This is a genomic window from Pseudorhodoplanes sp. (assembly GCA_032027085.1).
Taxonomy (GTDB): domain Bacteria; phylum Pseudomonadota; class Alphaproteobacteria; order Rhizobiales; family Xanthobacteraceae; genus Pseudorhodoplanes.
Genome location: JAVSMS010000001.1, coordinates 3,042,194 through 3,066,537, shown reverse-complemented (window position 1 = coordinate 3,066,537; position 24,344 = coordinate 3,042,194). Strand labels below are relative to the sequence as shown.

The window sequence follows — 24,344 nt, the reverse complement described above, 5'->3', positions numbered from 1 at the left end:
TCTTGACGCATGCCCATAATCATGGGGACGATACGACGCGCGTCTGGCAAAGCGCCGATGGCCTTCACATCGACGTCCGCGGCCTGAATCCGCCCGAGCCGATGATAGAGATTCTCAAGCTGCTTGATGCGCCAGAGACATCGAGCGTGATCGCCCATCTCGATCGCGAGCCAATCTTTCTCTATCCGGAGTTGGACGAACGAGGCTGGAGCTACGAGGTCCTGCCGTCAGAATGCGGTGACCCGGGATGCGACCATGAGGTCCGGCTGCAAATCGTTCGCTTGCATCCATGACCATGGCGACCTTCCTCGGCGGCGCGAAAAGCCGGCTCCTGCCGATGTCGGTACCGCTCCGTTTCTTCGCCATGGCTTCGGTTTGCCACGTTCTGGGATGGATTGTACTTCTTATCGGCGCGGATATGGCCCCGGGTTTCCGTGGCGGATTGGGCCCCGTTCTGGCAGCCGTGCACGTGTTCACGTTGGGAGTTCTCACGATGACGGCCGCCGGTGCATCGGTGCAGCTCCTGCCGGTCGCCACACGCCGTCCGCTGGCCGCCGTCTGGCCAATCAAGCTTCTGTTCTGGATGCTGGCGCCCGGCCTGCTATTGCAGGCATTCGGCATGTATGCGGCGCAGACGACGGGGTTGATCGTCGGCGCGTCCCTCGTCACTGCCGCGCTCATCCTGCTTGCCATCCTGCTCGGCGACAATCTGCGACGCGCCGCTAGCCTGCCGGTGGTTGCGGCCTATGGCTGGGCGGCGCTGGCTTCGCTCCTCACCGTCACCGCATTGGGGCTCGTGCTGGCCAGCAATTATCAGCATGGCGTGCTGGCCGATCATGGCGCCGTGGCTCTTGCCCATTTGATTCTGGCCGGCTTTGGTTTCATGGGCTTCCTGGCCATCGGCTTCAGTTATGTTCTGGTCCCGATGTTTGCACTCTCGGGAGCACCGCATCAGAACTGGTCGTTCGCCGCCTTTGCTCTCGCAATAACCGCCCTTCTTGCCGGATCCGCCGGCGCATTAGCCGCTGATACGATGTGGCTCACCGCCGCCGCCCTGTCAGGTCTTTTCGCAACAGCCATCCATCTTGCGCAGATGTGGCAAGTGCTGCGAACCGGAATGCGAAAGCGACTGGGATTGTCGTTCGTGCTGGTGCGCATGTCCTGGGTCATGCTGGTGCTGACGCTGCTCGTCGGCCTCGCGGCCTTGCACGGATTGGCGGGCCCGAATGGTGCGACCCTGTTCGGGTTCCTGTTCCTGTTCGGCTGGCTCCTGACTTTCCTGCTCGGAATCCTGCAGCGGATCGTGCCATTCCTAGCCTCCATGCACATGATGCGCACAAAGGGACAGTCGCCGCCGGCGATGTCGGAGCTTTCTGGCTCGCAGTCCTTGAAACTGCATGCAGGCTGCCATTTCGCGGCGCTTGCGATCCTGTCAACGGCAATCCTTGCCGACAGCGCTCTCCTGGTGCGCGCGGGCACAGCGGTGGCAATTATAGGCGCCATCGCTTTCGCCTGGTTCACACTCGATGTGCTTTACCGCGTGGTGAGATCGCAAGCGTCAGCCTAACTGACACACGCCTATCCCGATCTTGCCAATGCTGAATGAGGACCCGGGCTCGCATCCAGTGGCTTAATCAATGCGAGAACACCTTCTGCGAAATCCTGCGCCGAGTAACCGCTCGCGGAGCTGTCGATCAGCCTGTGGCTGCGCGCAACCCTAGATCAACAGGGCGACGGTTTTCTTACTCGCTTGCGTGTGGCACCCACCGCGTTGACTGCGCGCAGCCGCTTCTCCAAATGGATCAGAAGCCGCAATAGAGTCTTGCGCTCGGATTCCGACAATCCTTCCAGAAGCGCCTGTTCACGGGCAAGGGCCAACTCAACGATGCGATCATGCAGAGCGACGCCCTTGGGCGTCAACGCAATGAACTGCTTGCGCTGATCCTGGCTGTCCAGCGCAATGTCGATGAGGCCGAGGCCATGCAGCGAGCGGACGCAACGACTGACTGCAGCCTTGTCAAGGCCGGTCGAATTGCAGATATGGCTTGCCACGACCCACGGCTCGGCGGCGAGTAGCGCCATGATCCGCCAGTCGGTGATGCCGATTCCGAAGCGCGGCCGATAGGCTGCGGAGGCACCGCTCGACAATTTGCCAGCGAGGAAGGTCAGATAGGCCGGGATATAGGTGCCGAAATCGAGAGCCTGTGCGGACGCGCGCGATACGTTGCGCGAACGGCTTGGAACTTGCGGCGGTTTGGACTTTCTCTTCATGTCCATGTTGCGCTCTGCGCCGGGGCCTCCTGCGGCAAGGAGCAGGATCGCCGCGCAGGATCACCGGCGATGACGTCGAGAGCCATGTCGCCTTTGACGATCGCGAGCACTTCGCGCAGGGCACCCAGGTTGGGAAACGGCGATGTCTTTAGAAGCACCAAATCCACCTTTTGTCCGACGCCTAGAGTGGTGGCCGGGATTCCCCAATGCCTGCGCGGTTCTCCGGTTGCGGACTGGATCACCGCAGCAAGGGGAAGGCCTGCCTCACGCATATAGCTTAGCTCGTCGATCAAACCGCTGCCGTGGGGGACCCCCGGGCTCCCCGCGTCCGAGCCCGCCATGATTGGCACGCCGAGTTCATGCGCGAGCACCACCTGCTCGCTATGCGAACGCAGGATTCGGTCGAGATTGGCGATTACAGCCTGGCTCCAGCCGGCGATTTCCGGCCGTGAGAGCTGAAAGCGAACAGGGGCGAAGGTCGGCACCCAGGCGATCTGCGCATCGGCCATCCGCTTCAAAATTTCGCTGTTCATGAAATAGCCGTGCTCGATCGAGTCCACTTTGGCTGCAACCGCAATGGCAAGTCCATCTGCGCCGCTGCAATGGACGAAGACCTTGCGTCCGAGCCGGTGCGCTTGCGCAACGATGAGCTGCATTTCATCCAGGTCGAATTGAGGCGGACCTTTCATCTCCCCCGTTTCGAAATCTACAATATCGGTCAGGATAATTTTTACATCGTCGGCAGTCTCCGCGGCAGCGTCGACAGCCTGCGCAATGTCGCAGGCATCGCCAATCTCGCGCGCCAGAAGCCGGCCGTAGCGGCCCGCACGCCGCAATCCAGTGCCGGCCGAACGCAGCGTGACAGTGCCGTCAATGCCATCTATGCCAAGCTCCCGGCGCATGGTGTGATTGATGCCGAAGGCATCGCCGGCATCGCGCAGCAGCGTGACGCCGGCGCGGAAGCTCTCGTCGATATTCTTGCGCGCGACCGCAAGCATTTCCGGCGGGCCCGACCGGACCTGCGCATTCCGTTCAGCCTGATCAAGCCTCGAGCCGTCGAGGAACAAATGGACGTGCGCGTCGCACAGCCCCGGCATGGCAAAAGCACCGCACATGTCTGCAGGGTCGGTCTCGCAGGCTGGCACGATTGACGTGATCGTGCCGTCTGCCACCGTGATCATGTGCGGCCCTTCGACATGGAGCGCGATGCCGTCGAACCAGGATTCCACGCGGATACGACGAATCGCCATTCTCATGGGCTCCTGCCCACCGGTTGCGCTGTAAAATTAGCCAGCGCCTCGCAGCATAATTGAGCGCAGATTACCCGCCCGCACTTGATTGAAATCAAGGTTGAGGCCGTCCGGGCCATTTAGTTGATAAGTCAACGAATGGTTTCCGAATACGGAGACGACACAAGATCGGCTACTTGCAGATTTTGTGGGCGCCGGGAGGCAGCGACAAGATGGAGGCGTTGCGGCACTGGAGCACGCGGCACGCGTTCGGCCTGAAGCGTGTCTACGACGCCTGCTCCCGCTATGTACCTCATCTCCGAGGCGCGCTGCGCGCCATAGGTCCCGACCGGGCGGAGCGAATGCTCACGCCGCTCGAGAGCGCCAGCAAGGCCCTTTTCTTCGACTGCAAGATGTGCGGGCAATGCGTGCTCTCGTCGACCGGCATGACCTGCCCGCTCAATTGCGCCAAGCGCATGCGCAATGGCCCCTGCGGCGGCGTCAGCCCGGCCGGCATGTGCGAGGTCAAGCCGCAGATGCGGTGCGTCTGGGTGGAAGCGACCGAAGGCCGCAAACGCATAGGCTGGGACAGCAATCAAGGCGCGAAGGCGCTCCCCCCGCTCGATCATCGCCGGGCCGGGCGCTCGACTTGGATCCAGGTCATCGACGGCACGCTGTCGACGCAAGCGCCGGCCACAGCCGCAATCCCGGAGCCACCGCGTGAAATCCACCCCTTCGAACAGGCGTGCCGTTCCGGTCGCTTCGTCGTGACCGTCGAGGTGCCACCACCCGATTCCGCCGATCCTGCCGTGCTGGTCGAACACGCCACGCGCTTCACCGGACTGGCAGATGCGATAAACATCACCGACGGCGCCGGCGGCAACTGCCACATGTCGAGCGTCGCCGCCTCGGCCATTCTGACGCAACATGGCTTTACGCCAGTCTGGCAGGTCGCCTGCCGCGACCGCAACCGCATTGCGATCCAGGGCGAGATCCTGGGCGCCGCCGCGCTCGGCATCCGCAATGTCCTGTGTCTGACGGGCGACGATGTGAGCCGGGGCGACCAGCCGGAAGCGAAGCCCGTCTTCGATCTCGATTCGGTGTCGCTGCTGCGCATCGCCCGCAAGATGCGCGACGGCGGTACCTACAATTCCGGTCGCAAGATCGCGACGCCGCCGAACCTTTTTCTGGGAGCCACGATCAATCCGTTCGCGCCACCGTTCCGCGACCGTGTCGCCAACCTGGCCCAGAAGATCGCGGCCGGCGCGCGTTTCATCCAGACGCAGTTCTGCTTCGACGTAGCGGCTTTGTCCGACTTTATGAAGGACGTGCGTGCGCGCGGGCTGCATGAACGCGCAACCATCATCGTCGGTGTCGGCACGCTGAGCTCTGCCAAGGCCCTGCGCCGGATGGCGCAGCTCGTGCCGGGCGTCAACATTCCTGAATCGTTGCTCAAGCGAATTGAGAGCGCCGCCGACCAGCGCGCGGAAGCGAAGACTATTCTCGTCGAGACGATTCAGCAGCTTGCCGAAATCGAGGGCATCGGCGGCGTCCATCTCATGGGCTACCGCAACGAAGACGTTCTCGTGCAGGCCATCATCGAATCGGGGCTGCGCACGACACGCGCGGACGTGGCGCTCCAAGCCTGAACAACTGGATGACACGGAGTACGAACATGAGCGAGATGACGACACAAGAGCAGCAGCTGGTCGACTGGCTTGCCGACATGAACGAGGACGACGCGGTTGCACTCGCCAAGCGCATGCTACTCGAGGAAAAAGCCAATCCGTTGCGCGTGCTCGAACTCTGCCGCATGGCAATGGACATTGTCGGAAAACGGTTCGAGCAAGGCGAATACTTCCTTCCCGAGCTGGTCCTTGCCGGCGAGATGCTCGAAAATATCGGCGCCATCGCCAAGCCGCTGATCGTGCAGGCGCCGGGCGAACAGGCCAAGAAGCTCGCCAAGGTGCTGATCGGAACCGTACACGGCGATCTGCATGACATCGGCAAGAACATCGTATCGTTCATGCTCGACATCAACGGCTTCGAGGTGAAGGACATTGGCGTTGACGTGCCGGTGCAGACCTTCATCGACGAGATCGACAGCTACAAGCCCGATGTGATCGGCCTCTCAGGCTTCCTCACCATCGCCTTCGATTCCATGAAGGAGACGATCGAAGCGATCGAAAGCAAGGGCATGCGGGCGAACCGCAAGATCATGATCGGCGGTGGTCAGATCGACGAAGCGGTGTGCAACTATACCGGCGCCGATGCTTTCGGGATCAATGCGGTCGAAGCGGTGACCCTCTGCAAGAGCTGGGCGGGAGCGGTGCAATGAACGCCCTACAGACGGCGGTGCAAACGCCCCAGGCAAAGGCGGCCTACGATGCACGCTGGCAGCGCCTGATGGATTGCGTCGCGCTGAAACAGCCCGATCGCATGCCGACGGCGCTGTTCAGTACATTCTGGATGGCCAAGTTCGCGGGCGTCACAAATCGCGAGTTGATGTACGACTACGAAGGGACTGCGGCGATCGCGGAGCGCGTAGTCCTCGAGCTCGAACCTGATGTCTGCAGCCCGTTGCTGCTCAACACCGCCATCGGTCCCGTGCTCGACGCCATGGACTACAAGCAGCTGATCTGGCCGGGGCACGGGGTCGGCGACAACCAGCCCTATCAGTATCTCGACCGTGAATACATGAAGCCGGAGGAATACGACGACTTCATCTTCGATCCGACCGCCTTCTATCTGAACAAGTATCTGCCGCGCGTCGCCGGTGTGTTCGAAGGGTTGGAGGACCTGCCTTACCTGCCCGGTCTGCATTACTTCCGGCTGGTCGGCGGCATGCGCGCCTTCGCCAAACCGCGCGTGCGCGCGGCGTTCGAGCGCCTGTTCAAGGCCGCGGAAGAGGTGGAGCGTCTGGTCACCCACAGCGTGGCCTTCAGCGAGCGCATGGCGACGCTCGGCTTCCCCAACTCGCATGTCAGCACCTCGATCGCGCCATATGACTTCGTCGCAGACTATTTCCGCGGCGCTACCGGAATGATGAAGGACCTGTTCCGCAACAAGGACAAGCTGCTGGAGCTACTGGACAAGGCCACAATCTTTCTGAGCAAGCAGACGATCAACTGGGCGAAGGGGTCGAACCACCCAGTTGTGTTTATTCCCATCCATTGGGCGCCGGACGCCTTCATGTCACCGAAGCAGTTCGAGACCTTCTGGTGGCCGTCATTCCGCAAGATGATGATCAATATGATCGACGCCGGCATCATTCCGATGCCGCTTTGGGAGGCTGACTGCACCAAGCGGCTGGAGATCATCAAGGACATTCCGGCGGGCAAGTGCATCTACTGGTTCGAGCGCACCGACATGGTGAAGGCGTTCGAGGTGCTGGGCGACGTCGTTGCCTTGCGCGGCAACATCTCGCCCTCGCTGCTGACCACCGGAACGCCCGACGAAGTGGACGCCGCAGTCCGGCATCTCGCCGAGAACGTCTTCCACAAAGGCGGCAAGCTCATTCTCGACGCGGCGTTCGGCCTGCCGGACGAGACACCGGTCGAGAACGCCCGGGCCATGTACAAGGCCGCACGCAAGTACGGGGCGTGAGCCATGCCGAGCCTGCCGGCCGGACCGCTGCTGCGTGAGGTCGCCGGACAGGCGTCCGCCAAGCGCTCATCGCAACAGCGATTTCGTGACGAAGCGCTCGCGCTCATCGAGCGCGAGTCGCTGGCCGAGCCGGCACTCAGCTTCTCAATCGTCGATCTTGAGGAGCCCGCCGCCGAAACACTGAGGGCCGGGGACGAGAGATTTTATGCGCCGAAGCTGCTGCCGCAGTCAGGCCGCCTGACGGCGCTCGCCTGCGGCGTCGCCACCGTCGGTCCCCGCGTCGAGGCGCGGGTCGGAGCCCTGTTCAGAGAGCGCAGCATGTCGCTTGGGTTGGCGCTCGACGAGGTGGCGAACGAGCTTCTGTTCGCGGTGTCGCGCCGGCTGCAGGACCGCATGCTGCTTGCCGCGCGCAAGAGCGGCCTGAACCTCGCCGGAGAATTGCGGCCGGGCGATCCGGGGCTCGCGCTCAATGCACAAGCCGGATTGCTGCGGCTGGCGGACGCCGAGTCCATCGGCGTCGGGCTGTTCGGCGGCCACATGCTGAACCCGATCAAGTCGGTGTCGGTGATGTTCGGCGCGGGCGTCGACCTGCCGGCGGTGCGCTGGTCGCGCTGCGACGAATGTAGTTCGCGCGCAACCTGCAAGATCGCCCCGCGCGAACTGGTGGATGCCTGAGCGCAGCGTCATGCAGCCGCAACCTTCTTCATCGGATCGTAGCGCGCCGGCTCCGGCAACCGAACCCCACAGGCTGAGATTTCCGCAGCTCGACCGCGAAATCGTCGCCGAGCCGGGCGAAACGATCTTCCAGAGCGCGCGCCGCAGCGGGCTTCGCATCGTCGGCGCCTGCGGCGGACGCGGCGCCTGCGGGACTTGCACTGTCCAGATCATGGACGGTCAAGTGCAGGATGGCGACGGCCGGCTGATGGGGCCGCGTCCGGCCCGCGAGGGCCAGGAGGCGCGTGGCCGCTGGGTGCGCGCCTGCCAGGTTCGGCCACGCGCCGATTGCACGATTGAGGTGGAGCCGCGCTCGCTTGCTCCCGTTGTGCGCGCCGAAGCGGAAGCCCAAAGCCACGAAAAACTGGTGCTTGATCCGGCCGTTGCCTGTGTCGATCTGTCTGTTCCAGCCGCAACGCTCGAAGATCCGCTGTCTGACGCGGACCGTCTGCTGCGCGCGGCAGGCCGACCGTGGACGGCGCTCGATATCGCGGCGGCGCGGCAATTGCCACCCATGTTGCGATCAGCCGACTGGACGCTGAATGTCAGACTGCACGGACAGGAAGCCATCGGCATTGCGCCCGCAGGCGCCCCCCTGCTCGGCCTTGCCGTCGATCTCGGCACTACAAATGTCGCGGGTTTCCTGATCGATCTGCGCACCGGCACGCGGCTCGCAAGCCTCGGCATCGAAAATCCGCAAACGTCCTGGGGCGCCGATGTCATCAGCCGCATCAATCACGCCATGCGGGATGCGGCATCGGCCGAGCATCTGCGCACGGCGGCAGCCGCGGCGATCAATGCAATCGCGCATGATCTCGCGCAAGCCGTTGGCGCAAGCGCGGCAGACATCGTGGATGTCGCGGTCTGCGGCAATACTGCGATGCACCACCTGCTGGCCGGTCTGCCGGTGCGCCAACTCGGCCGTGCGCCCTTTGTCGCGGCCCTGCGCGAGGCGATGGACGTAAAAGCGCGCGATCTCGGCCTGTCTGTCTGTCCCGGCGCCTACGTGCATCTTGCTCCAAATGTCGGCGGCTTTGTCGGTGGCGATCATGTGAGCGCCCTGCTCGCCACCGAGCCGACGTGGTCGTCGCTTGCAACTGCACTGGTCGTCGATATCGGCACCAATACCGAGATTTCGCTGATCCGGCGCGGTGAGATCGTGACGGCCTCCTGCCCTTCGGGGCCGGCGCTGGAAGGCGGTCATATCGCTTGCGGCATGCGGGCGGCCGAAGGTGCCGTCGAGCGCGTTGCCGTGAAGGACGGCCGGCTGACGCTTGCGGTGATCGGCGGCGGCAAGCCGGTCGGGATCTGCGGCTCCGGCGTGATCGATACAGTCGCGGCGCTGCGCGAAGCAGGCGAACTGGGCGACGCAGGCCGGCTCGCGGCCGGGCATCCCGACGTCGCCGAAATCCGCGGTCAGTGCGCGGCGGTCCTCGCCAAGGATGTCTATTTCACCCAGCACGACATCCGCGCGGTGCAGCTTGCGAAATCGGCGATCCGAACCGGCATGGAATTACTGCTGAAAGACATGCACCTCGCCGAAAGCGAACTCGACCGCGTCATCCTCGCCGGCGCTTTTGGCGCCTACATCGATGTCAGAAGCGCAATCGCGATCGGATTGTTACCGGACTTGCCACGGGAAAAATTCGAGCAGGTCGGCAACGCGGCGGGCCTCGGTATCCGCCAGATGCTGGCAGCGCGAGGCGCGCGTGTGCGCGCCGCCGAGATCGCGTCAAGCTGCCGCTATGTCGAACTCAGCACGCGCACCGAATTTCAGAAAACCTTCATGCACAACATCGGATTCAAGAGAGCGAGAGTATCGTGACACAATCAAACGCCTTCAACCTGATCGTCATCGGCGATCGCATCAATCCCGGTTTCAAGAGCATAAAGACGCTGATCGAGAACGATGATCTCGCCGGCATCCAGGCCATGGCGGTGAAGCAGGTGGAGGCGGGTTCGCATTTTCTCGACGTCACGATAGGGCCACGCGCGGTTAACGATCCGGATTTCATGGCCAGGACCATCCGCGCCATTCAGGACGTGGTGACGGTACCGCTGTGCTTCGACTTCCCGACCGCGGCGGTGCAGGCGGTCTGCCTTGCGACCTATGATCGCGCGCGCGCCAACGGAGCGCTGCCGCTGATCAACTCGATCACCGAGCACCGCTGGGGCATCATGGACCTCTACAAGACGCACGGTCCCTTCAAGGTGATCGTCATGGCCTCCGAGCGGGTGGACAATGGCATCGCCAAGCCTAACAAGACCGCAGAGGATATCATCGCGACCGCACGGCGCGCCGCGCTCAGGCTGCAGGCCGAGCAAGGCATGGCGATGGACGACATCTTCATCGACATCTCGATCAGCGCAGTGGTGGCCGACACAACAGGCCTGCACCGCGCCACGCTTGATGCGGTGCGTGCGATTCGCTCCGATCCGGACCTGAAGGGCATCCACATCATGGGCGGCCTGACCAATATCGGCCAGCAGCTTCCGCCCAAGGCAGCGGACGGCTCGGACATGAAGCTGTCTTTGGAATGCGCCTTCCTCACACTTGCCGTACCGCTCGGCTTCGACGCGGTGCTGGCGACGCCCTGGCGGCCCTATCATCCGCTGCCGGACGACAACTACGTGCTCAACGCCTACAGAAACATTCTGGAGCAGACCGGCGGCAACGCGATGCGTGCGATCCGCAAGCTGTACAAGGCCTGACAGAGCGCCGCCCGGCCACGATCCAGAGCTGGCGGCCATCTCCCCGCGATGACGGCAACCATTCCTCGCCAGCCTGATCACCGGCGCTCGCTGGAACGGGCATGTCTTTGGTTTGCGGACGAATGCAGACAGGCTCATTGCTCTCACCTGTTTGAGCTCTATGCGACCTCGCAGCCGCAAAGCTTCACTGCAGGAAGATCAAGCCGTTCAATACGAACCTTTAACGCCCGGGGATGGCGTAACAATTTGCAGTGGCCGAATTAAACAGAAACGGTACCGTTATTGGTGAGCATTAACTAAATATATTGCCCGGCATCCACCCGCAGCACCTCTCCGGTGATAGATCGGGCTGCATCCGACAAAAGGAAAAGAACAGCATCACTTATGTCCCGAGGCTCGGCGAGCCGCGTGAGCACCGCCTCGGACCCGGCGCGATCGAGCACCTCTCGCGGCAGCGCCCGGGCCATGTCGGTCATCACCATGCCGGGCGCAACCGCGTTGACCGTCACGCCCCTCTTGCCGAATTCGCGCGCCGCAGTCTTCGTCAATCCGATCAGACCAGCCTTGGCTGCGGCGTAATTGGCCTGGCCGAACTTGCCGCGCAGCCCATTGATCGACGTGATATTGACCACGCGGCCAAATCCGCATGCCGCCATCCCCGGCACTACCGAGCGCATCATGTTGAATGCCCCGGTCAGGTTGACGTCGATGACACTCGACCATTCGGCATCGCTCATATTCAGAAGCGAGCGATCCCGTGTAATGCCGGCATTGTTGACGAGCAGCGTCACCGGACCCGGTAGCGACGCAATCGCAGCTTTCACCGATCCGGCATCGACAATATCGAGCTCAAGAAACCGATGCGGAAAAGCGGATCCTTCCTCCGCCTCTTGCACATCGAATGCGTGAACTTCGGCGCCAGCGGCAGCCAGCGCATCGGCAATGGCGCGGCCAATCCCGCGCGCGGCGCCGGTGACGATCGCCCGATGTCCGGCAAACCTGAAGTCGGGACGACAATTGGGGGCCGGTTGCACGCCGGCGGGCGCTTCAGGTGATCGCACGGTCGAAGCAGAGCTCCTGCGCCGGATGGAAACCGCAATGGTCCAGGAAGGCGAGCAACTCGCGCTGACGCCAGTCAATCTCCGTGCGCACGCGCTCAACGCGCAGTGTCGCCAGGTTGACAAGAAGCTGCGATAGCAACGCGCGGCCGACCCCTCTCTCATGATAATCTGGATCGACTCCGATGGTGTCGATCACCGCAACCGGCTCGATTCGGCCGAATTCACCAAGATCGACCCGCGCCATGATAAAGCCGACAGGAACGCCGTCGCATTCTGCGACCAGCGAGACGCGGATATCGGAATCGGCCAGCGCCTCTGCAAGCTTGTCCTGAAAGTAACCGCTGCGATCCCGGCCGGTGATGCGCCGGTCGATGGCTATCAGGGCGCGCAGATCGCGCTCGGTCATGGCTCGCACCGGTATGCGATCGCGCGCCAAGGGGCCGAAATCAGGACTCGGCTCCTTCCCGTAATTCACCTCCGCTGCCGTTCCCAGCCGGGTCGGGATGGTGACTCCTGCGCGCTGGTCAGATTTTTTCCGCGGTGCCATCACACCTCCTCCATGACCTCAACGAGGGGCTCGGCGGCGGATCGTTCCAACACCATACGAGATGATAGGGAGAACCCGGACGCATCGAAGAAACGAATGAGATTGTGGTTCGTCCAGTCCGCCTGGGAGTGCAGGCAGCGCACTCCCTTCTGGCGCATGATCGCCACCAGTTCTTCAATGAGGTTTTGCCCCACCCCCCGGTCCTGGCATTCCGGCTCGACGCCGACCGCGTCGAACACGCCGATGACGTCGTCCCGACCGAATTCGCCACGTTGCAGATGAGCCAGAATGAAACCGCGCAGAGAGCCGCCTCTCATGACGCCGATATGCACGAAATCATCGGGCTTGGCTTTCGCGGCCGCGAAGCGTTTTTCAAAGAAGCGGCGGCGGGACTGCCCGGTATGCGCCCGGTCAATCGTGACGATACGACTGATATCCTCGGCGCTCAGAGCGCGCGTAGCCGGACTGGTCGTGGCTGCTATTGGTCTCATGCGGTCGCCTCACGCATTGCCTGTATATTCTTCATAAAGGCGCGCTTCAGCCTCGGGATCCATTACCTCATCGAGCAGCGGGAGCAGCGCCATCTCCTCTTTCTGCACATGCGACAGCATGCGATCGCACAACTCGGTTCCGAGACGTCGAAACTCGTTCCAGCGCTCCTGATCAAACCCGTCTTTGGCCGCATCGCGCGCAAGACCGGCAAGGCTCAGCCCAAGCGGGCGCATCGCGTGGTGCTCCGACGTCAGATGCGCCCCGATGGCCTCGTCGCCCGCCGCCTCGAGATAAGGAAAGAGCTGGCTTTCTTCAAAGTCAAAGTGGCGCTGGACTTCCGCTTCCAGATCCACCGCGAGCTCGGTCAAGAGCTTCGTCACCGCAACGTCGGCGCGATCGGGCGGCGTCCCCCGATGCCGCCCAAGCGTCTGCTCAAGCCGCTCCATCAAGGCGATCGTGGCGCGGTGCTCGTCGTGCAGAACCTGGCTTACGCGGTTCGCAAAGGTCATGACCGCCTCATGCGTGCAGTTGTTCGTACTTGGCCAGCAACGCGTCCTTGTCTTCGTCCCAATCCGGGTTTGGCACAATGCAGTCGGCCGGACAGACCAGCTTGCATTGCGGCTCATCTTCGGCACCGACGCACTCGGTGCATTTCATCGGATCGATGACATAGATCGGGTCGCCAGCCGAGATCGCCTTGTTGGGGCAAACTGGTTCGCAAGCATCGCATGCTGTGCATGCATCTGTGATCATTAATGCCATGTGGCTGCCTCCTTCAAGTTCAAGCGGCTTTTGGCAACAAGCCACTTGCCGCCAGTTTCTCAAAACGATGAGCGCCCCACAGCGCAGCTCCGATCGCACCCGCGTAAATCGAGTCCTGATGGCTGCGCACAATCGTCTTCATGTCTTTTATGTTGGCGATGTCCTCCTCGAGGGCCGCCACCAAGCCTTTGTCCAGCGCCAGCCCGCCGGTCATCATCACAACGCCCGAAACCGCGCCGGTGGACTTGAGCAGCTTGGACAGCCGCGCCGCCATCGACAGGTGAATTCCCTTCAGAATGTTGGGCGCGCTGATTCCGCGCGACACCATGTTGATCACGTCGGTTTCGGCCAACACCGCGCAGATGCTGGAGACCACTTCCGGATTGTCGGCCTGCTGCGAAAGCGACCCGATCTCTTCCTGCGCAATTCCGAGATAGCGGGCGATATTTTCCAGGAACTGTCCCGATCCCGACGCACATTGGCTCGTCATCTTATAGCTCAGCACTTTGCCGCGCTCATCGATCGAAATCGCACGGCCATGCAGAGCGCCGACGTCAAGCGCCGACCGAGACTCCGGGTCCAGATAGATTGCGCCCCGGGCATGCGTTGTCATCGAGTAGAAGTGCCCGGTGTGGAACGGCACGCTCTCGCCCTCGCCTGTGGTCGCGACATAGTCCACCTGGTTCGGAGTGAGCTTTGCGTCCTCCAGCGCCTGGTCATAGGCGATGCGCGCAAGCTCGATCGGATCGCGCTGACGAATGCGCAGGATTGCGCGCGAGAGCCATGTTTCCTTTCCGTTTTCGACGCTGAAGATCGCAGCCTTGACCGCGCCCGTACCAACGTCGATTCCAGCCGCAATCGTCATGCCGCTTCCTCCATGCTGTCGCCGCCCTCATGGGCCCGGCGTGCGAATTCGGCCGCTCCAAGCGCGCCCGTGTAAATCGATTCCGGATTGATGTTGATGGTGACCTCGCCGTAATTCTCCTTGATCAGCTTGCGCAACTCGCGCACCGCTGCCTCGTTCTTGGCCACGCCGCCGGTGAAAGTGAATTCATCGGTGACGCCGCCGGAACGTGAGATGATCGAGATCGCGCGCAGAATGATGGCGCGATGCAGGCCGGCCAGGATGTCCTCACGCTTCTCGCCGAGCGACAAGCGGTCGCGCAGTTCCGCGCCTGCGAACACCGTGCAAGTCGAGTTGATACGCGCAGGCTTGTCCGACTTCATGGCCAGCGGGCCAAGCTCGTGGAGGCCCATATTCATTTCATCGGCGATATAACCCAGATAGCGCCCGCAGCCAGCGGCACAGCGGTCGTTCATCTGGAAATTGGCGACGATTCCGTTCTCGTCGACCTGGATCCCCTTGGTGTCCTGCCCTCCGATGTCGAGCACGGTGCGGGTCTTCGGATACATCATATGCGCGCCGAGCCCGTGGCACAGGATTTCGGAGCGGATGTGTTCCTTGGAGAACGGCAGTGTCACGCGGCCATAGCCGGTACCGACCAGATAGGTCTCTTCGAGATCGATCGCGAGCGCATCCTCAATCGTGGACTGGATGTTCGATGCCGACTGATCCGCCGAAAGGATGCGTGAGAGCGCACGGCGAAACTTGTCGCTCAGGTTGCCTTCCGGCGGCCTGTTCTCCACGTCGATGATCGACTTGTCATAGACGTTGATCAGAAGATCGTAGGGCGCGGACGCGGCGCGCGCGACCTCCTCCGCATGCGCGTGATAGCGCGAGCCCGCGATGTCGCGGAAAAAGTCGGACTTGCGCTTGGCGCCGGGCGCGTAGAGTTCCGGAGCCTCCTTGCGCAGCCGCTCGAACACCTCGCTCAGGGCCTCCTTGACTGCGCCTTCGACCTCAGCGAAACGGTCGCCCTTGATATGGCCAAGGCAGGTCTGTTCAAGATCGGCGAGCTGCTCAACGAATTGCTCCAGACGGAACGCGCGTTCGAGCGCCGACAGAAACTCATCAAGATCAGTTGCAAGCCCGTCAGCACCCGCAAGCGCGCGGCGGAACAGGGTAAAGCGCGCATCGACGCGCGCCTCCTGGCTCGCGACCCGCGCCGCCGTGGCGTAGTTCGAGCGCGAATTGGTGATGCCGCGGCCGATGACTTCGCGGTTCTCGTCCAGGAGAACCGCCTTGGTCGTGGTTGAGCCGAGGTCAATGCCAACAAAGGTCTTCATCTACGGCGCTCCTCTCACGCTGCCTTCGAGCCAGCGCGCTTCTGTTCGATCATCTGCAGGTAGCTTTCGAGCCGGTTCTTGATATTGGCGGCGGAAAAATAGCGCGGATCGACCAGGTCGGATTCGACAAAGGCCGCCGGCTTTCCGGTCCGCTTCTCGACTTCGCGCATCATCAGAAGCTGGCCGGCCGAGAAGCTGTTGCAGCTCTTGATTGAGTTGATCAGCAGACCATCCGCCTCGTATTCGTTGATGTAGTTCGACAACATGTCGATGCGCATCGGCAGGCTGCGATTGGTGTAAACGCCGAGGCAGTATTCGGCGAGCGTCTCGAGCGGCTTGTCCGGATTGTGACGGAAGCCGAGATCGTATACGCCGCCAACTTTCGTGTAGCTCGAGGCGACGACGACCGCGCCTTCGTCGTAGAACATCTTCCAGAACTGCCGGAAATTCGTGTAGTTCGGCGGCCCTTCCACCACCAGCCGGTACTTTTCCTTGCCCATGTCGCCGTCCGGCGTGACCGGGCCTTTGCCTTCGGCAATGCGCTCCGCCACTTCCTCGCGCAAGAACTTATAATATTCGATCGCGTCGTCTGTGCCGCGAAACGCGCCGAAGATCGGACCGATATAGTAGATGCCGCCGAAATAGGCGTCGATCGGCGATGGCTTGTTTTTGGCGCTCTGCAGCACCCAGACGAGATCCTCCTCCGCCGTCACCGACTTCTTCAGGTTTTCGCGCAGGCGATCGATGTCGAACTTGACACCGGAGACTTGCTCGAGCTTTGGGATCACCTCTTCCTTGAGCTGCTTGACCATGTACTCAACCATATTCGGCGTGATCTTGCCGTCGCCCATATAGGGCGTGTGCAACATGATTGTCTCGCACTTGTACTGCTCGCGCAGGAGCTCGAACCACTTCATGAAGGTGAAGCAGCCGGTATAGGACAGAAGCAGCACATCCGGATTGGGGAACTTCTTGCCGTTCGGCGCGATGTTGCCCTTCGCCATCATGCCGACGTCAGACTTGACGTAGGTGCAGACGTCCTCGGAGTGACCGATCTTCTCAGCCTCCAGCACATAGCCGCCGCTTTGGCGCCGCAGGCCGCTCTGGATTGCGTTGACCTCGGGCAGATTGTTCACGAGGTCGAAACACATGATCAGTTCGTTCAGATTTCCGGGCACGAAGGTCGAAGCCACCTTGGCGCCGGTCTCCGGTGCACTGGTCAGGCGGTCGTAATGTCCCGCCATCATGTCCTTTTGCTTTTGCATGGAGGCATCTTTCAGAACCTCCTTGGCAGCCGCTTTGGGAGTGACGATGACCCTGCTCATGCTCCGCTCCATAGCTTGATCGAATCGGCGAAAGTGCCGGCCTGTTCGCGGATCGGCTGCATCTGCCCTGAATTTTCCGCGTATTTGAATGCGATGAATGGAATGCCCGCGTCCTTGAGGACGTGCTGCAGCATCGGCCGGTCCAGCAGCGCCGGATCGCAGAAGCTGGGCGCCGCAAAGATCACGCCTTCGGCGCCGGACTTCTTCACCGCCCGGACCAGGTGCTGGCCCTTTTCCTTCTGGTCTGGCTCGTATTTCGCCGCCGTGGATTCCGACTGGTGCAGGAAGGACGTCGCAAGATTGCGCAAGGGATCGCCGTCGGTCGGAACATCGGCCGTCAGCCAGCGGGTAACCAACAACAAGTCGTCGTCGACCACGTAACAGCCGGCAAGCTCCAGCGATTTGATCAAGTTGAGCGGCGGCTGTTCGCAGAACGCACCGGTCAGCACGATGCGGCAATTGTCCCGCATCGGCCGCTCTTCCGCACGGGCCGCGGCAAGATAATCGCGCAGCATTGCCGAGTGCTCTTCCACCGGCAGAACGAGACCCGCGCGCAACACCAGATAGACTTCCGGAGCGGGCGCCTGCCAGGGCCGCTCGGCGCGGAAGGCATAGAGCTCTCGTACCAGCTTGCGGTTTTCATTGTAGACAGCGATCGAATGGCGCAACTCGTCGTCGGTTATCGGCTTGCCCCGCAATTCGCCGAGATCGTGCCGAAGTTCCGCAAGCTCATTGACGTAGTAATTTCCGCCGATCTCGTCGCGATAATTCTGCGGCACGTCGAAATACCGGGAATAAACATCCGGGAACATCATTTTCCACATGCCGGAGAGATTACGGATCACGTCGCAGATCGACGGGAACAGCATTCCGTCAACAAAATCGAGCCGGCCCGATACGCCGAGTTCGATGGTCGACCGCGGAATGCGGCAGATATAGCTCTGATAATAGGCGTCGCCGTGGATCACCTCGAGCTGGTCGCCGCCGCCGACGACGCCCAGCGGCAGCATATCGGCAGCGTGGATGATCTCGCGCGGCACGTAAATCGGCATGTAGCCGACCACCTTTCGGCCAGGCTTGGCCGCCTTCCATTCACGCGCCGCATTGAACGAGAGATCCTCGAACAAGTCCTGGGCACGAGCGACGATGCCGGCCGTGGCCGAGCGCGTCAGTGATGCGTCCATTGAACTGCCCTCTTCGCAATAAAAGCCTCGATTCCCTCGACCGCGTCGTGCGTATGCATCAGCTCGTCGAGATACCTGCGCTCGACCGCGGCGAGCTTCTCCCGCACACGCGCGCAATAGTCGCCGCGCGCGGCCTTGACCGCATATCGCAGCGAGCTTGCGCTTTTCGGCTTCAGATGTTCGTCGAAATAGCGGAGCGCCACGCCCGCCGGATCGGCAGTCGCTTCCTTGGCAAGCCCGATGGCGGCGGCTTCGCTGCCCGAGATGCTGCGTCCGGACAGAAGCAGGTCGAGCGCGCGCACCGGCCCGATCACCTCCGGCAACAGGCAGGAGGCCGCCGGCGCAAACACACCAAGCTTCATTTCCGGCTGTCCGAGACTCGCGTCTGGCGCCACGAAGATGAAGTGTCCGGCGAGCGCCACTTCCAGGCCGCCGCCAAGGCACTGTCCTTGCACCGCGACCAGAACCGGCACCGGCGATTCCACCATGCTCAGGATCAGCCGGTGCAACTGCGCGAGCATATCGGCGCATTGCCCAGGCAAATGCTCCTCGACGCTTGCGCCGAAGCTGAAATGCGGCCCTTCAGCATCGAGCAGCACGGCGGAGAGAAGCGGATTGCCCAGATGCTCCCCGAATGCCTGGTTCAGGGCCGCGATCATCGCCGCATCAATCAGATTTGCCTTGGGACGATTGAGCCGCAACCGCAAAAGGCGGCCATCGGCTTCGACCCAGGACTTGAGTGGCGCGGTCATCAGCTCACCCGGCTTTACGTTGCTGCCCGGCTCCGGGCATCACGCTTTCGGTCAGTTCGTCGCTCCACGGCGTATTGGCCGCGAGTGCCCGGCGCAGACCGATGAAATCGATCTCCCGGCCGGTCTCACGCGTACCTTCATTGAAGGCGCGGAAGCCGGCGCGCGCTTCCGTCATCATGTTGAGCGCAAGCCAGGCGCGGGAATTTTCCTTGTTCCTGTTCCAGGCATCGAGCTTCGGCTTGCGAAGTTCCTCGATCGACTTCGTCGTGCAGTCCGGGAAGGTGTAGAGGAGCTTGCTGCACATCGTCTCGACCTTTTCATCGAGCAGGCTGAGATCGACGGTGCCGCGCTTCATCAGCTCCTGGCCGGCCTTCAGCGCATCGCCCGCCTTCTGCTTGCCGAAGACCAGGCGGCCGTATTCGTCGACCATGCGCTGCGTCTCGACCGTCGGATTGGCGACGAACTTGCCGTCCACCTTGAGAGCGGGGACGACGTCGGTGATCATCCCCATGAAATAGGCCTCGTGCGCGGAGAACGGCTCGCACATTACGCAGGCCGCCATCGCGCGTTCCGCGCCGATCATCACGGGGAGAAAATCGGTGGCGCCACCGATCGGCGCGGAGCCGTGCTTGGGCCCGGCTTGCCCGAAGCGCGCCAGATCCTGCGCGATCGTGAAATCGCAGGCCATGCCGATTTCCTGGCCGCCGCCGATGCGCATGCCGTTGACCCGGCAGATCACGGGCTTGTCGCAGGCCAGGATGGCGGACACCATGTCGTTGAACAGCCGCATATAGCTGCGATATTCCTGCGGATTGCCGGCGTAATATTCGGCGTATTCCTTGGTATTTCCGCCGGTGCAGAAGGCCTTGTCGCCCGCACCGGTGAACACCACCGCGACGACGTCGCGCGCCGCGCTCGCCTCACGGAAGGCGAGGATCACGCTCTTGACCATCTCCGTGGTGTAGGAATTGAACTGCGCAGGATTGTTCAATGTGATCCACGCATTGTAGAGACCGGCCACCGGCTGTCCGGCATGGTCCTTCACCGGCCGCTTTTCGAAGATGACCGCTCCCTTCGCGACCGACTCGCGCGAAGATGCGGGCACGAGCCCATGGTCCTTGGCTTCCCGGCTGGCCGCTTGGCGAACGATGCTTTCAAGGCTCATAGCGTTCCTCATGCGTGGGGGACAAGAATCGCCCTGCGCTTCAGTGCGCCTGAATGGGCTTCTTCGAAGATCCGATTGATGTCACAGAGCGGATGTTTCTCGACAAAGGGCGCGATCTTGATGCGCCCTTCGAGGACGAGGTCGAGCGCTTCCGGGTAGAGCTCCGGAGCGCAACCCCAATTGCCGAGGGCACGCGCATGAAACGCCATCAGGTTCGAGAGACGAATTTCGCACTTGTCCATGGTGAAGCCGACGACCCCGAGGGTTGCGCCATGATTGAGCAGCGAAAACGCGGTCTCCTGACCGCCGCGCGTCCCCGAGCATTCGAAGATGATCCACTCGGTCTGCCGCAGACCGCGCTCCTTGGCGAAGGCTGAAATTTGCGCCTTGAGATCGCGCGCTGCCATGCCGCGCGCATCAATTGTCAACGATGCACCGTTTTCGGAAATGGTGGAAAGTTTGTTCGCATTGACGTCGACGGCTACAACGGTCGCGCCCATCGCATTCGCGATTTGCACCGCATATCCTCCGACGCCGCCGACTCCGTTGACGATGACAAGATCGTCCGCCGTGACGCCGGCTTGCGTAACCGCCTGATAGGGAGTCGTGACGGCATCGGCGATAACGGAGAGATCGGCAAGACCGATCCGCGCCCTCTTCAGGCGCGCTTCGTCGACGGCACACAGTCCGTGCGCGGGGACGACGACATGCGTTGCGAACCCGCCGTGGATGTCATTCCCGGGCATCTTCTGATTGGGACAGATGGTTGGCTTGCCACGGCGGCAGGCGTCGCAATGCCCGCAGGGGATGACGGCCGGCACGACAACGGCCTTGTCGGTCCAGTAAAGAGCGTCGGCTCCCGCCTCGATAACGCGGCCGCTGATCTCATGACCAAGAGCCAGCGGCAGGGCGTGATTGGTGCGAACGCCGTCGTAATAGTAACCAAGATCGGTATGGCAAACGCCGCAGCCGGCCACTTCGACGACGACCTCGTCGTCTTTCAGCGGCAAAGGATCGAACACGGTTTGAGCAAGCGGCTCGCCCTTTCCAGTCATTACCCAACGAATTGGGGCCTGCGACATAGCGTTCCTCCGCCGAGTTATTGGGGCGAACTTTGCCTGCGGGCCGCGCCTATTCCTTGACTTATGACAAGAAAAAGGTCTGGCGAGCGGTTAAATTGGTATCGCAATGCGTATTTGGACGCCCGAGGGCGATATCGTCCACGGCCCTGCAGGAAAAGGTTCTTGCGATGAAGGAAACACCCAGTCTTTCCGTTGCCATTGCCGGAAGCGGAGGCGCCGGCGCTCTCACTGTGGGGAATTTGCTCCTGGAGGCGGCCAGTGCGGCCGGCTGGCAGGGGCTATTGACGCGAACCGTGGGTCCGCAGATCCGCGGCGGCGAAGCGGCCGCCCTGTTGCGTCTCGCCGCCGGGCCGGTCGAAAGCATGGCCGATCGTTTCGATCTGTTGATCGGCATCGATTGGCTCAACGCCAACCGATTCGGCCCCGAGATTGAGCTCGGCCCGGACAGCCTTGTGATCGGCGATCCGCGCGGCGGGGAAAAGCCGGCAGTTATCGACAAAGCCGGAGCCCGGTTCGTCGAAATTCCGATGAAGGACATGGCCAAGGCGATCACCGACGGGCGCCCCAACATGATCGCGCTCGGGATCGCCGGAAAGCTGCTCGGGATGAGCGAAGAGCTTTTGTCGGATCTGCTTCAAAAGCAGCTGGCGGGTAAAGGACAACTTGCCATCGAGTCGAGCCGAGCCGGATTGAAAGCCGGATTTGCGGCTGCCGCCGATCTCGTTCTTGGCCTTCGCCTGGCACCGCCCAAGCCGACATCGGCGCAACGTTGGCTCGCGTCTGGCAACGAGACCACTGCACTTGGTGCCATTCGCGGCGGCGTGCGTTTTGCCGCGGCCTATCCGATCACGCCGGCAACTGAAATCCTCGAATGGCTGGCTCCGAATCTGCCCAGGGTCAACGGAACGCTGCTGCAGGCTGAAGACGAACTTGCCGCCATCAACATGATCATTGGCGCATCCTTCGGCGGAACGCCCTCCTTGACCGCGACATCCGGTCCTGGCCTCTCACTGATGATCGAGGCGCTCGGGCTTGCAACTGCTTCCGAGATACCGGTTGTTGTGATCGATGTTATGCGCGGCGGACCTTCAACCGGCATCCCTACCAAGTCCGAGCAGGCTGATCTCAATATCGCCATCTATGGATTGCACGGCGACGCGCCACATCTGGTGCTGGCCCCGCAATCTGTCGCCGATTGCCTGTTCACCACGCAATGGGCGACCTATCTTGCGGAAACCCTGCAGACGCCGGCCATTGTTCTATCCGACCAGTTTGTCGGACAGGCGCGTGCGGCAATTGATCGTCCCGCGGACGTCGCATTCATCGGACGCCGCACGCGCGCCACTGAATTCGCCGAAGGATACAAACGCTACGCGCTCGCCGCCGGCGGCGTGTCGCCCATGGCGATTCCCGGCACACCCGGCGGCCAATACACGGCGGACGGTCTCACCCATACTGAGCGGGGCATTCCTACGAGTTCGGCGGCCGACCACCAGGCGCAACTCGATAAGCGGCAAGACAAACTTCAGCAGTTTGTCTATGGCGACCACTGGGCAACCATCGAAGGTGACGGAGACCTCGCAATCATCACATGGGGCTCACTGACCGGAGCAGCGCGAGAAGCGATTGGCCGCGCCGCTAGCGATGGCGTCGATGTCGCACTTATTGCGCCTCGTCTCCTCTCTCCTATTCAGCCTGAGGCTTTCGCCGCGGCTCTGAAAGGGAAATCTCGAGTCCTGATCGTCGAACAGACACACGGCGCTCAGTTCTACCATTATCTCCGCGCGCACTACGATTTACCGGCTTCGGTTCGCGTGCTCAATCGGCCCGGACCTTTGACAATCAAACCGGGTGAAATTCATCGTGCAATCATGGAATGGAGTGCGTGATGTCAATCGTCGACAGACAGCTTGCCTGCAAACCGACCGACTACAAATCAGACGTAAAGCCGGTCTGGTGCCCCGGCTGCGGCGACTATCACGTGCTGATGTCGTTCACGCGTGCCTTCGCCCAGCTCGGAGTGCCGCCTGAGCAGATCGCCGTTATCTCGGGAATTGGCTGCTCCTCCCGCATTCCCGCCTATACCAGCTGCTATGGTTTCCATGGCGTGCATGGCCGCTCGCTTGCGCTGGCCGCCGGCCTGAAAGTGACGCGACCGGACCTGACCGTTGTTGTGGCGAGCGGTGACGGCGACGGTTATTCGATCGGCGGCAACCACTTCCTGCATGCCTGCCGGCGCAACGTCGACATGACCTATGTGGTGATGGACAACCACATTTACGGCATGACGAAGGGCCAGCCGTCTCCCACAACCGAACCGGAGTTCGACACCGCAATGTCGCCCGGCGGCACGGGTCTGCGCCCCTTCCATCCGCTCGTCATCGCGCTGGCATCGGGCGCCAACTTCATCGCCCGCTGTTTCTCCGGCGAGCCGAACCAGACCGCCGACATCCTGTTGGAAGCAATCAAGCATCCTGGCTTTTCCTTCGTGGAAATCCTGAGCCCCTGCGTGACCTTCCGGCCGGACGAGAAGGAATGGAAGAACCTTGTCCATCCGGCGCCGGTGGCCGCCACCAACGACCCGGCGCGGGCGGCACGGCGGATCATGACCGATGACGGCTTCAATATCGGTGTTCTTTATCGCGGTGATCGCCGTCCCTACAGCCCGGAAATCTGCAGCGAGACGATCGACCCGTCCGAGCTCGAGAAGGAGTTCGAGCAATGAAGGAAGGCGCGCCGACTATTGAGACCTTGGCGGATCTGTTCGGCGCCGCCTACCAACTCGAAATCGACGCAGTCGAACGCTATCGTCTGCTCGCCGATCAGATGGAAGTGCACAACAACCCGGAGCTGGTGGCGGTCTTCCGCGATCTTGCCAGGGCTGAAGGCCTTCATGCCGAAGAAATTCGCCAGCAGGCCGGCGAAATCGACGTCGTCGCCCATGCCGCGCGGATCGGCGGCTGGCGGCGCGGCGAGAGCCCCGAGGAAGCCGATTTATCAGCGGCCCACTACATGATGACGCCCTGGCATGCGCTGCAACTGGCGCTGGCCGGCGAAAAGCGCGCCCTCTCCTTCTTCAGCCGCATCGTCGAGACGGCGAAGGATCCGAAGGTCCGGAAAATGGCCGAGGAATTCGTGGAAGAAGAGGCCGAGCACGTCAATCTGGTGCACCGGCTGTTGCGAAAATACCCGCCGCCGCCCAGCGGCTGGGCGCAGGACACCGATCCCCCGATCTCGCAGGAATAAAGCGTAATC

The 24,344-nt window shown here is 62.1% G+C and carries 25 protein-coding genes; 11 read left to right on the top strand and 14 right to left on the bottom strand.

Translation table 11 applies throughout. The annotated features are described in order from the left end of the window. Nucleotides 1–2 precede the first annotated feature (2 nt). Entirely contained in the window at nt 3–293 is a 291-nt protein-coding gene (locus RO009_14795) for a DUF2249 domain-containing protein (GenBank protein MDT3686300.1), read from the top strand. Next, nucleotides 290–1,567, top strand: a complete 1,278-nt coding sequence (locus tag RO009_14790; GenBank protein MDT3686299.1) for a hypothetical protein — start codon at nt 290–292, stop codon at nt 1,565–1,567. The genes RO009_14795 and RO009_14790 overlap by 4 nt, the downstream gene beginning before the upstream one ends. A 155-nt stretch (nt 1,568–1,722) precedes the next feature. Here RO009_14790 and RO009_14785 read toward each other — a convergent pair whose 3' ends face one another. Continuing rightward, nucleotides 1,723–2,277 (bottom strand): MarR family transcriptional regulator, encoded by a 555-nt coding sequence (locus tag RO009_14785; protein MDT3686298.1) that lies wholly within the window; start codon nt 2,275–2,277, stop codon nt 1,723–1,725. Then, nucleotides 2,268–3,521 carry an amidohydrolase family protein gene (locus RO009_14780; GenBank protein MDT3686297.1) on the bottom strand — a complete coding sequence of 418 codons (1,254 nt, stop codon included), beginning with the start codon at nt 3,519–3,521 and terminating at the stop codon, nt 2,268–2,270. Before RO009_14780 ends, RO009_14785 begins: the two co-directional genes overlap by 10 nt. 176 nt (nt 3,522–3,697) lie before the next feature. Here RO009_14780 and RO009_14775 point away from each other — a divergent pair, with 176 nt between their 5' ends. Genes RO009_14775 through RO009_14750 form a run of 6 tightly spaced genes read left to right on the top strand, consistent with a single transcriptional unit; the run spans nt 3,698 to nt 10,532 of the window. Then, on the top strand, nt 3,698–5,149 hold the full coding sequence (locus tag RO009_14775; GenBank protein ID MDT3686296.1) for a methylenetetrahydrofolate reductase C-terminal domain-containing protein: 1,452 nt from the start codon (nt 3,698–3,700) through the stop codon (nt 5,147–5,149). A 26-nt stretch (nt 5,150–5,175) separates the two neighbouring features. Then, nucleotides 5,176–5,838, top strand: coding sequence for a cobalamin-dependent protein (locus tag RO009_14770; GenBank protein MDT3686295.1), 663 nt, complete (start codon nt 5,176–5,178; stop codon nt 5,836–5,838). Further along, a complete protein-coding gene (locus tag RO009_14765) occupies nt 5,835–7,106 on the top strand; it encodes a uroporphyrinogen decarboxylase family protein (GenBank protein ID MDT3686294.1) in 1,272 nt (423 codons plus the stop codon). The genes RO009_14770 and RO009_14765 overlap by 4 nt, the downstream gene beginning before the upstream one ends. A 3-nt stretch (nt 7,107–7,109) precedes the next feature. Then, complete coding sequence (locus tag RO009_14760) at nt 7,110–7,781, top strand: hypothetical protein (protein MDT3686293.1); 672 nt, start codon at nt 7,110–7,112, stop codon at nt 7,779–7,781. Then, nucleotides 7,774–9,645: an ASKHA domain-containing protein gene (locus RO009_14755; protein MDT3686292.1), complete on the top strand. Its 1,872-nt coding sequence runs from the start codon at nt 7,774–7,776 to the stop codon at nt 9,643–9,645. The genes RO009_14760 and RO009_14755 overlap by 8 nt, the downstream gene beginning before the upstream one ends. Beyond that, on the top strand, nt 9,642–10,532 hold the full coding sequence (locus RO009_14750) for a dihydropteroate synthase (GenBank protein MDT3686291.1): 891 nt from the start codon (nt 9,642–9,644) through the stop codon (nt 10,530–10,532). Before RO009_14755 ends, RO009_14750 begins: the two co-directional genes overlap by 4 nt. 296 nt (nt 10,533–10,828) lie before the next feature. Here RO009_14750 and fabG read toward each other — a convergent pair whose 3' ends face one another. The 12 genes from fabG to had are packed head-to-tail and all read right to left on the bottom strand — an operon-like array spanning nt 10,829 to nt 21,089. Further along, a complete protein-coding gene (fabG, locus tag RO009_14745) occupies nt 10,829–11,593 on the bottom strand; it encodes a 3-oxoacyl-ACP reductase FabG (protein MDT3686290.1) in 765 nt (254 codons plus the stop codon). Then, nucleotides 11,580–12,140 carry a GNAT family N-acetyltransferase gene (locus RO009_14740; GenBank protein ID MDT3686289.1) on the bottom strand — a complete coding sequence of 187 codons (561 nt, stop codon included), beginning with the start codon at nt 12,138–12,140 and terminating at the stop codon, nt 11,580–11,582. Before RO009_14740 ends, fabG begins: the two co-directional genes overlap by 14 nt. Continuing rightward, nucleotides 12,140–12,631 (bottom strand): GNAT family N-acetyltransferase, encoded by a 492-nt coding sequence (locus RO009_14735; GenBank protein MDT3686288.1) that lies wholly within the window; start codon nt 12,629–12,631, stop codon nt 12,140–12,142. The genes RO009_14740 and RO009_14735 overlap by 1 nt, the downstream gene beginning before the upstream one ends. 9 nt (nt 12,632–12,640) lie before the next feature. Next, on the bottom strand, nt 12,641–13,141 hold the full coding sequence (locus RO009_14730) for a hemerythrin domain-containing protein (protein MDT3686287.1): 501 nt from the start codon (nt 13,139–13,141) through the stop codon (nt 12,641–12,643). 7 nt (nt 13,142–13,148) lie between these two features. Beyond that, the gene (locus RO009_14725; protein ID MDT3686286.1) at nt 13,149–13,394 is read right to left on the bottom strand and encodes a YfhL family 4Fe-4S dicluster ferredoxin; all 246 of its coding nucleotides are present in this window, start codon (nt 13,392–13,394) and stop codon (nt 13,149–13,151) included. Nucleotides 13,395–13,413: 19 nt separating this feature from the next. Then, nucleotides 13,414–14,259 (bottom strand): benzoyl-CoA reductase subunit D, encoded by an 846-nt coding sequence (gene bcrD, locus RO009_14720; GenBank protein MDT3686285.1) that lies wholly within the window; start codon nt 14,257–14,259, stop codon nt 13,414–13,416. Then, the gene (gene bcrA / locus RO009_14715) at nt 14,256–15,581 is read right to left on the bottom strand and encodes a benzoyl-CoA reductase subunit A (protein ID MDT3686284.1); all 1,326 of its coding nucleotides are present in this window, start codon (nt 15,579–15,581) and stop codon (nt 14,256–14,258) included. The genes bcrD and bcrA overlap by 4 nt, the downstream gene beginning before the upstream one ends. A 14-nt stretch (nt 15,582–15,595) precedes the next feature. Beyond that, complete coding sequence (bcrB, locus tag RO009_14710) at nt 15,596–16,906, bottom strand: benzoyl-CoA reductase subunit B (GenBank protein MDT3686283.1); 1,311 nt, start codon at nt 16,904–16,906, stop codon at nt 15,596–15,598. Continuing rightward, nucleotides 16,903–18,090, bottom strand: coding sequence for a benzoyl-CoA reductase subunit C (gene bcrC, locus RO009_14705; GenBank protein ID MDT3686282.1), 1,188 nt, complete (start codon nt 18,088–18,090; stop codon nt 16,903–16,905). The genes bcrB and bcrC overlap by 4 nt, the downstream gene beginning before the upstream one ends. Beyond that, nucleotides 18,075–18,842: a cyclohexa-1,5-dienecarbonyl-CoA hydratase gene (locus RO009_14700; protein ID MDT3686281.1), complete on the bottom strand. Its 768-nt coding sequence runs from the start codon at nt 18,840–18,842 to the stop codon at nt 18,075–18,077. The genes bcrC and RO009_14700 overlap by 16 nt, the downstream gene beginning before the upstream one ends. Nucleotides 18,843–18,846: 4 nt before the next feature. After that, nucleotides 18,847–20,007, bottom strand: a complete 1,161-nt coding sequence (gene oah, locus RO009_14695) for a 6-oxocyclohex-1-ene-1-carbonyl-CoA hydratase (protein ID MDT3686280.1) — start codon at nt 20,005–20,007, stop codon at nt 18,847–18,849. Between the two features lie 8 nt (nt 20,008–20,015). Next, complete coding sequence (had, locus tag RO009_14690; GenBank protein MDT3686279.1) at nt 20,016–21,089, bottom strand: 6-hydroxycyclohex-1-ene-1-carbonyl-CoA dehydrogenase; 1,074 nt, start codon at nt 21,087–21,089, stop codon at nt 20,016–20,018. A 167-nt stretch (nt 21,090–21,256) separates the two neighbouring features. Here had and RO009_14685 point away from each other — a divergent pair, with 167 nt between their 5' ends. The 3 genes from RO009_14685 to RO009_14675 are packed head-to-tail and all read left to right on the top strand — an operon-like array spanning nt 21,257 to nt 24,335. Then, nucleotides 21,257–22,978: a 2-oxoacid:acceptor oxidoreductase subunit alpha gene (locus RO009_14685; GenBank protein MDT3686278.1), complete on the top strand. Its 1,722-nt coding sequence runs from the start codon at nt 21,257–21,259 to the stop codon at nt 22,976–22,978. Then, a complete protein-coding gene (locus tag RO009_14680; GenBank protein ID MDT3686277.1) occupies nt 22,978–23,814 on the top strand; it encodes a 2-oxoacid:ferredoxin oxidoreductase subunit beta in 837 nt (278 codons plus the stop codon). The genes RO009_14685 and RO009_14680 overlap by 1 nt, the downstream gene beginning before the upstream one ends. After that, the gene (locus RO009_14675) at nt 23,811–24,335 is read left to right on the top strand and encodes a ferritin family protein (protein MDT3686276.1); all 525 of its coding nucleotides are present in this window, start codon (nt 23,811–23,813) and stop codon (nt 24,333–24,335) included. Before RO009_14680 ends, RO009_14675 begins: the two co-directional genes overlap by 4 nt. Nucleotides 24,336–24,344 lie beyond the last annotated feature (9 nt).